Raw genomic sequence first — 7,109 nt, forward strand, 5'->3', positions numbered from 1 at the left:
GGCCTGGTCTTCAACGAGCCCCGGATTCCCGTCGTTTCGAACCTCACCGGCCGCCTGGCCGAGCCTTACACCCCCGACTATTGGGTCCGGCACGTGCGTGAAGCGGTCCGTTTCGCCGACGGCATCATGACTCTCGGCGAGCTGGGTGTGTCCACGTTCGTGGAGATCGGTCCCGGCGGTGTCCTGAGCGGCCTGGCGCAGGGCTGCGTGGACGACGTCGTCACCGTCCCCGTACTCCGAACAGACCGCCCCGAGCGGCAGGCTGTCGTCACCGCGCTCGCCGAACTGCACGTCAGCGGCGCCGAAGTGGACTGGCAGGCCCTCTTCCCCGGCGCTCACCGCGTCGCCCTGCCCACCTACGCCTTCCAGCGCGAACGCTTCTGGCTGGACGCGGACGAGGACGAGGGGCTGGCCGCGGCCACCCCGGCCGACGCGGCGGACTCCGGCTTCTGGGACAGCGTGGAGCGCGAGGACGCGGAGTCCCTCGCCGCGACCCTGGGCGTCGGCGCGGACGCCTCGCTGAGCGCGCTCCTGCCCCGGCTGTCCGCGTGGCGCCGTCAGCGCCGCGAGCGGTCCGTGGTCGACGGCTGGCGCTACCGCGTCACATGGAAGCCGCTCGGGCCGCTCCCTCAGCCCGGCGCGTCCGGGACCTGGCTGCTCGTCGTGGCCGGCGAGAGCGAGCGGACCGCCTCGGTGCGCACCGCGCTCGGCGAGCGCGGCCTGGAACTGGTGACGCTCGTCGTCGCTCCCGGCACCGACCGCGGGACGCTGGCTCGCGAACTGGCGGGCGTCGGCCCGCTGACCGGCGTGCTGTCCCTGCTCGCCGAGGACGAGAGCGCCTCGGCCGGTCACCCCGGCCTGTCGCACGGCCTCGCCGCGACCCTCTGCCTGGTACAGGCGCTCGGCGACGCGGGCGTCGACGTCCCGCTGTGGTGCGCCACGCGCGGCGCGGTGGCCACCGGCCGATCCGACCGCGTGGACCGCCCGCTGCAGTCGCAGGTGTGGGGCTTCGGCCGGGCGGCGGCGCTGGAACACCCGCAGCGCTGGGGCGGTCTGCTCGACCTGCCCGATCAGCTGGACGCCCGTGCCGCGGCCCGCGTGGCCGCCGTCCTCGGCCAGACGGCCGAGGACCAGGTGGCGGTCCGTGCCTCGGGCGTCTTCGGGCGCCGGCTCGTCCGGGCCGCCCGCGCGACCGGACCCGCCCAGAAGTGGTCGCCGCGCGGCGCGGTGCTGATCACCGGTGGTACGGGTGCGCTGGGCGGGCACGTCGCCCGCTGGCTCGCCGGCGCGGGTGCGGAGCACCTGGTGCTCACCAGCCGCCGAGGCCCCGCGGCGCCCGGCGCCGTGGAGCTCGTCGCGGAGCTGGCGGAGCTCGGCGCGGCCGCGACCGTCGTGGCCTGTGACGCGGCCGACCGTGACGCCCTGCAAGCGCTGCTGGCCGAGCACCCCGTCAATGCCGTCGTCCATGCCGCCGGCGTCGGCGACCACGTCATGATCGAGGACTCCGACCCGGCCGGGTTCGCCGGCACGGTGGCGGCCAAGGCCACGGGCGCCACCCACCTGGACGAACTGCTGGCCGGTCAGGAACTCGACGCGTTCGTCATGTTCTCCTCGGGCGCCGGCATCTGGGGCGGCGCCGGCCAGGGCGCCTACGCGGCGGCCAACGCCTACCTGGACGCCCTCGCCGAGCACCGGCGGGCCCACGGACGCACCGCGCTCGCCGTCTCCTGGGGCGGCTGGGCCGAGGGCGGCATGGCCGGCGTCGGTGACGGAGAGGAGATGCTGCGCCGCCGAGGCCTGCCGCCCATGCGGCCCACCCTTGCGGTCTCCGCGCTCCAGCAGGCGCTGGCCGACGGCGAGACCGCCCTCACCGTCGCGGACTTCGAGTGGGAGCGGTTCATCGGCCCGTTCACCGTCATCCGCCCCAGCGCCCTGTTCTCCGACGTGCCCGAGGCGCGCCGCGCCCTGGAGGCACCGGCCTCCGGCGGAGCCGAAACCGGCAACGCGCTCGCCGCGAGGCTGACCGGGCTGTCGGCGGGCGAGCAGGACCGCACCCTGGTGGATCTCGTCCGCACGCACGCGGCCACCGTGCTCGGCCACGGCGACGCCGCGGCGGTGGAGCCCGGCCGGGCGTTCAACGACCTCGGCTTCGACTCGCTCACCGCCGTCGAACTGCGCAACAAGCTCACGGCCGACACCGGCCTGAAGCTCCCCACCACTCTGGTCTTCGACCACCCCGACGCCACGGCCCTGGCCCGGTTCCTGCGCGCCGGACTGCTCGGTTCGCAGGCCGCCGTGCCGCAGGAGCAGCGCACCGCCGCCGTCGGCGACGAACCCATCGCGATCGTGGCCATGAGCTGCCGCCTTCCCGGTGGCGTCGGCTCGCCCGAGGACCTGTGGCAGCTCGTGATGGCCGGCGACGACGCGATCTCCGGCTTCCCCGAGGACCGCGGCTGGGACGTCGAGGCCCTCTACGACCCCGACCCGGGCACCCCCGGCAAGACGTACGCGCGCGACGGCGGTTTCCTCCACGACGCCGGCGACTTCGACGCCGCGCTGTTCGGGATCTCGCCGCGCGAGGCGCTCGCGATGGACCCGCAGCAGCGACTGCTGCTGGAGACCTCCTGGGAGGCCTTCGAGCGGGCCGGCATCGACCCGGCCTCTCTGAAGGGCAGCCGTACCGGCGTGTTCGTCGGCATGTCCTACCAGGGCTATGGCGCGGGCCTGCCGCAGGTCCCGGAAGGCGTCGAGGGCCACCTGCTCACCGGCAGCGCCGCGAGCGTCGTCTCCGGGCGCGTGGCGTATTCGTTCGGCCTGGAGGGCCCGGCCGTCACCGTCGACACGGCCTGCTCGTCCTCGCTGGTCGCCCTGCACCTGGCCATCCAGTCGCTGCGCAACGGCGAGAGCACGATGGCCGTCGCGGGCGGGGTGAACGTCATGGCCGTACCGGCCGCGTTCGTGGAGTTCAGCCGTCAGCGCGGTCTGTCGCCCGACGGCCGGTGCAAGGCGTTCGGCGCGGACGCGGACGGCACGGGCTGGGCGGAGGGTGTGGGCGTGGTGCTCGTGGAGCGCCTCTCCGACGCCGTGCGCAACGGTCACGAGGTCCTGGCGGTGGTACGGGGCAGCGCCGTGAACCAGGACGGTGCTTCCAATGGGCTGACCGCGCCGAACGGGCCGGCGCAGCAGCGGGTCATCCGGCAGGCCCTGGCCTCCGCCGGGCTCACCGAGGCCGACGTCGACGCGGTGGAGGCGCACGGTACGGGCACCGCTCTGGGCGACCCGATCGAGGCGCAGGCGCTGCTCGCCACGTACGGCCAGGAGCGCCCGCAGGACCGGCCGCTGTGGCTCGGTTCGCTGAAGTCCAACATCGGCCACGCCCAGGCGGCGTCCGGCGTGGCCGGTGTGATCAAGATGGTCATGGCGATGCGGCACGGCGTGCTGCCGCAGACCTTGCATGTCGATGAGCCGACGCCGCACGTGGACTGGTCGGCCGGTGATGTCCGGCTGCTGACCGAGGCCGTCGACTGGCCCGAGTCGGACCGCCCGCGCCGGGCCGCGGTCTCGTCCTTCGGCGTCAGCGGCACCAACGCCCACACCATCATCGAGCAGGCCCCAGCGGCCGAACCGGCCGCCGTCGCACCGGTCGAGGTCGCCTCGGCGACCGTGCCGTGGGTGCTGTCCGGCAAGTCCGAGGCCGCGCTGCGCGCCCAGGCCGAGCGCCTGCTGTCCCTCACCGCCGACGGCGCCGAACCGTCCCTCACCGACGTCGGCTTCTCGCTGGCCACCACCCGGACCGCCCTGGAGCACCGCGCCGCCGTGGTCGGTGCCGACCGTGGCCGGATCGCCGAGGGCCTACGGGCCCTGGCAGCCGGGGTGCCCGCCCCCGGCGTCGCCCTCGGCCGCGCCGACGCCGGCCGGGTCGGGTTCCTGTTCTCCGGGCAGGGCTCGCAGCGCATCGGCATGGGGCGGGAACTGTACGAGGCGTTCCCGGTCTTCGCGGAGGCGTACGACGAGGCGTGCGCCCACCTCGACCGGCACCTCGACCGGCCACTGCGGGACGTGGCCTTCGGCGAGAACGGTCACGAGGACGGCGAGGAGCTGAACCGCACCGTCCTCACCCAGCCCGCGCTGTTCGCGCACGAGGTGGCCGTGCACCGCCTGCTCGAATCGTGGGGCGTGCGGCCGGACTTCCTGGCCGGGCACTCCGTGGGCGAGATCGCGGCCGCGCACGTGGCCGGTGCCCTGTCGCTGGAGGACGCGGCCGCACTGGTGACGGCTCGTGCCGCGCTGATGCAGGCCCTGCCCGCCGGCGGGGCGATGATCGCCGTCCAGGCCACCGAGGACGAGGTGCTGCCGCACCTCACCGACGACATCGGCATCGCGGCGGTCAACGGCCCGCGGTCCGTCGTGGTCTCCGGAGCCGAGGCCGCCGTAGCCGCCGTCGCGGACCACTTCACCCGGGAGGGCCGCAAGACCTCCCGGCTCACCGTGAGCCACGCCTTCCACTCGCCGCTGATGGACCCCGTGCTGGCGGACTTCGCCCGTATCGTCGGCGGTCTGCGCTTCGAGACACCCCGGACACCGGTCGTCTCGAACCTCACCGGTGAACTCATCGACGCGTACACGGCGGACTACTGGGTCCGGCACGTCCGCGAGGCCGTGCGCTTCGCCGACGGCATCCGGACCCTGGGCGAGCTGGGCGTGACCACGTTCGTGGAGACCGGCCCCGGCACGGTTCTCAGCGCCATGGCCCAGGGCTGCCTGGACGGCGCGGTCACCGTTCCGTCCGCACGGTCGGGCAGCCCCGAACCAGAGGCGATCACCGGCGCCCTCGCGCAACTCCACGTGCACGGTGTCCCCGTCGACTGGCGGGCGTTCTTCACCGGCCGCGGCGCCCGGCGCGTCGACCTGCCCACCTACGCCTTCCAGCACCAGCGGTACTGGCTGGAGACCACCGCGACCCTGACCACGGCCGCCGCCGTCGCGGGGACCGACGCCGTGGAAGCCGGATTCTGGGAGACGGTGGAACGCGAGGACGCCGCATCCCTCGCCGCCACCCTCGACCTGCCCGCCGAGCAGCTGGACGCGGTGCTGCCCCGGCTGTCCGCGTGGCGCCGGCAGCGGCGCCGGGAGTCCGTGGTGGAAGGCTGGTCCTACCGTACGGGCTGGAAACCGCTCAGCGGCCTGCGGGCGCACGAACTGCCGGGAGACTGGCTGTTCCTGGTCACCGGGGACACCCAGGACACCCAGGACAACGAAGACACCAAGGACGCAGGGGACACGAGGGCCACGGAGGCCGCCGAGTGGACCGCCGCGGTGTCCGACGGGCTCACCGCCCGCGGGGCCCGGTTGCTCCGGGTGACGGTCGACCCGGCTGCCGACCGCGGCGCACTGCTGCGGCAGCTCGGCGACGCCGTCCGGGAGACCCCGGTCGACGGGGTGATCTCCCTGCTCGGCACCGACGAGCGGCCCCACACCGGACACCCGGCCCTCTCCGTCGGCACCGCGCTGTCCCTCGCGCTCGTCCAGGCCCTGGGCGACGCGGGCATCGACGCCCCGCTGTGGGCGCTGACCAGGTCCGCCATGTCCACCGGCCGTGCGGACACGGTGCCGAGCGCCACCCAGAACGCCGTCTGGGGCCTCGGCCGGGTCGCCGCGCTGGAGCACGCGCCGCGTTGGGGCGGTCTGATCGACCTCCCGGACACGGTCGACGACCGGGTCGCCGACCGCCTCGCCGCGGTGCTCGGCCGGTCGGCCGAGGAGCGGTCGGCAGGGGGCCGGCCGGCCGAGGACCAGATCGCGATCCGCGCCCGCGGTGTGTTCGGCCGCCGCCTGTCCCACACCGTCGTCCGCAGGAACACGCGGGCCGGCCAGGGGTGGTCGCCGCACGGCACGGTGCTGATCACCGGTGGTACGGGTGCGCTGGGCGGGCACGTCGCCCGCTGGCTCGCCGGTGCCGGTGCGGAGCACCTGGTGCTCACGAGCCGCCGCGGCCTCGACGCGCCGGGCGCGGCCGGTCTCCTCGCAGAGCTGGAGGCGACCGGTGTCCGTGTCACCGTCGCCGCGTGCGACGTCGCCGACCGTGAGGCGCTGGCCGCGCTGCTCGCCGAGCACCCGGTGAACGCCGTCGTCCACACAGCGGGCGTGGACCACCTGGAGCCGCTGGAGGTCATGACACCGGGCTCCTTCGCCGACGTGCTGTCCGCCAAGGCAGCCGGGGCCCTGCACCTCGACGCGCTTCTCGCCGGCCGGGAACTCGACGCCTTCGTCCTCTTCTCGTCCATCGCCGGGGTGTGGGGCAGCGGCCACCAGGCCGCCTACGCGGCGGCCAACGCCCTGCTCGACGGACTCGCCGAACGCCGCCGGGCCCAAGGACTGCCGGCGATCTCCGTGGCCTGGGGCCCGTGGGCCGACGGCGGCATGGCCGAGGCCGACGGCGCGGACGAACGACTGCGCCGCCGCGGCCTGATCCCGATGCCAGCCACGCTCGCCGTGGCCGCCCTCCGGCAGGCGCTGGTCTCCGGCGATGCCACCGCCACAGTGGCCGATGTCGACTGGGAGCGGTTCCTGCCCCCGTTCACCATGGGCCGTCCGAGCGCCCTGCTCGGCGACCTCCCGGAGGCCGAGCGGATCCTCACCGCGGGCAGTACCGTCGGTGGGCCCGGCACGGCCGCCGCCTCAGCCCTGGCCGACCGCCTCACCGGAATGCCCGAGACCGAGCAGCACGCGCTGCTGGTCGACCTCGTCCGCACCCACGCGGCGGCCGTCCTCGGCCACGACGGCGTCGGCGAGGTCGAGGCCGACCGGGCCTTCAAGGACCTGGGCTTCGACTCCCTGACCGCCGTCGAACTGCGCAACAAGCTCAACGCCGAGACCGGGCTCGCACTGTCGCCCACGCTGGTCTTCGACCACCCCAACGCCCAGGCACTCGCCCGGCAGCTGCGCACCGAGCTCACCGGCCTCACCAGCGCGGCCGCACCGGAAGCTGCCGCCGCGCCCGCCGAGGACGACGACCCCATCGCGATCGTCGGCATGGCCTGCCGCTACCCGGGCGGGGTGCGCTCGCCCGAGGACCTGTGGCGGCTGGTGGTCTCCGGCGGCGACGCGGT

1 protein-coding gene is annotated in these 7,109 nt (G+C 75.0%); it reads left to right on the forward strand.

Features of this window, described 5'->3' with window-relative positions:
• Positions 1-7,109, forward strand: a 7,109-nt coding sequence (locus tag ACZ60B_RS42270; protein WP_469397241.1) for a type I polyketide synthase, incomplete at both ends; no start/stop codon positions are given.

It is taken from the genome of Streptomyces sp. NPDC104096, from assembly GCF_055584385.1.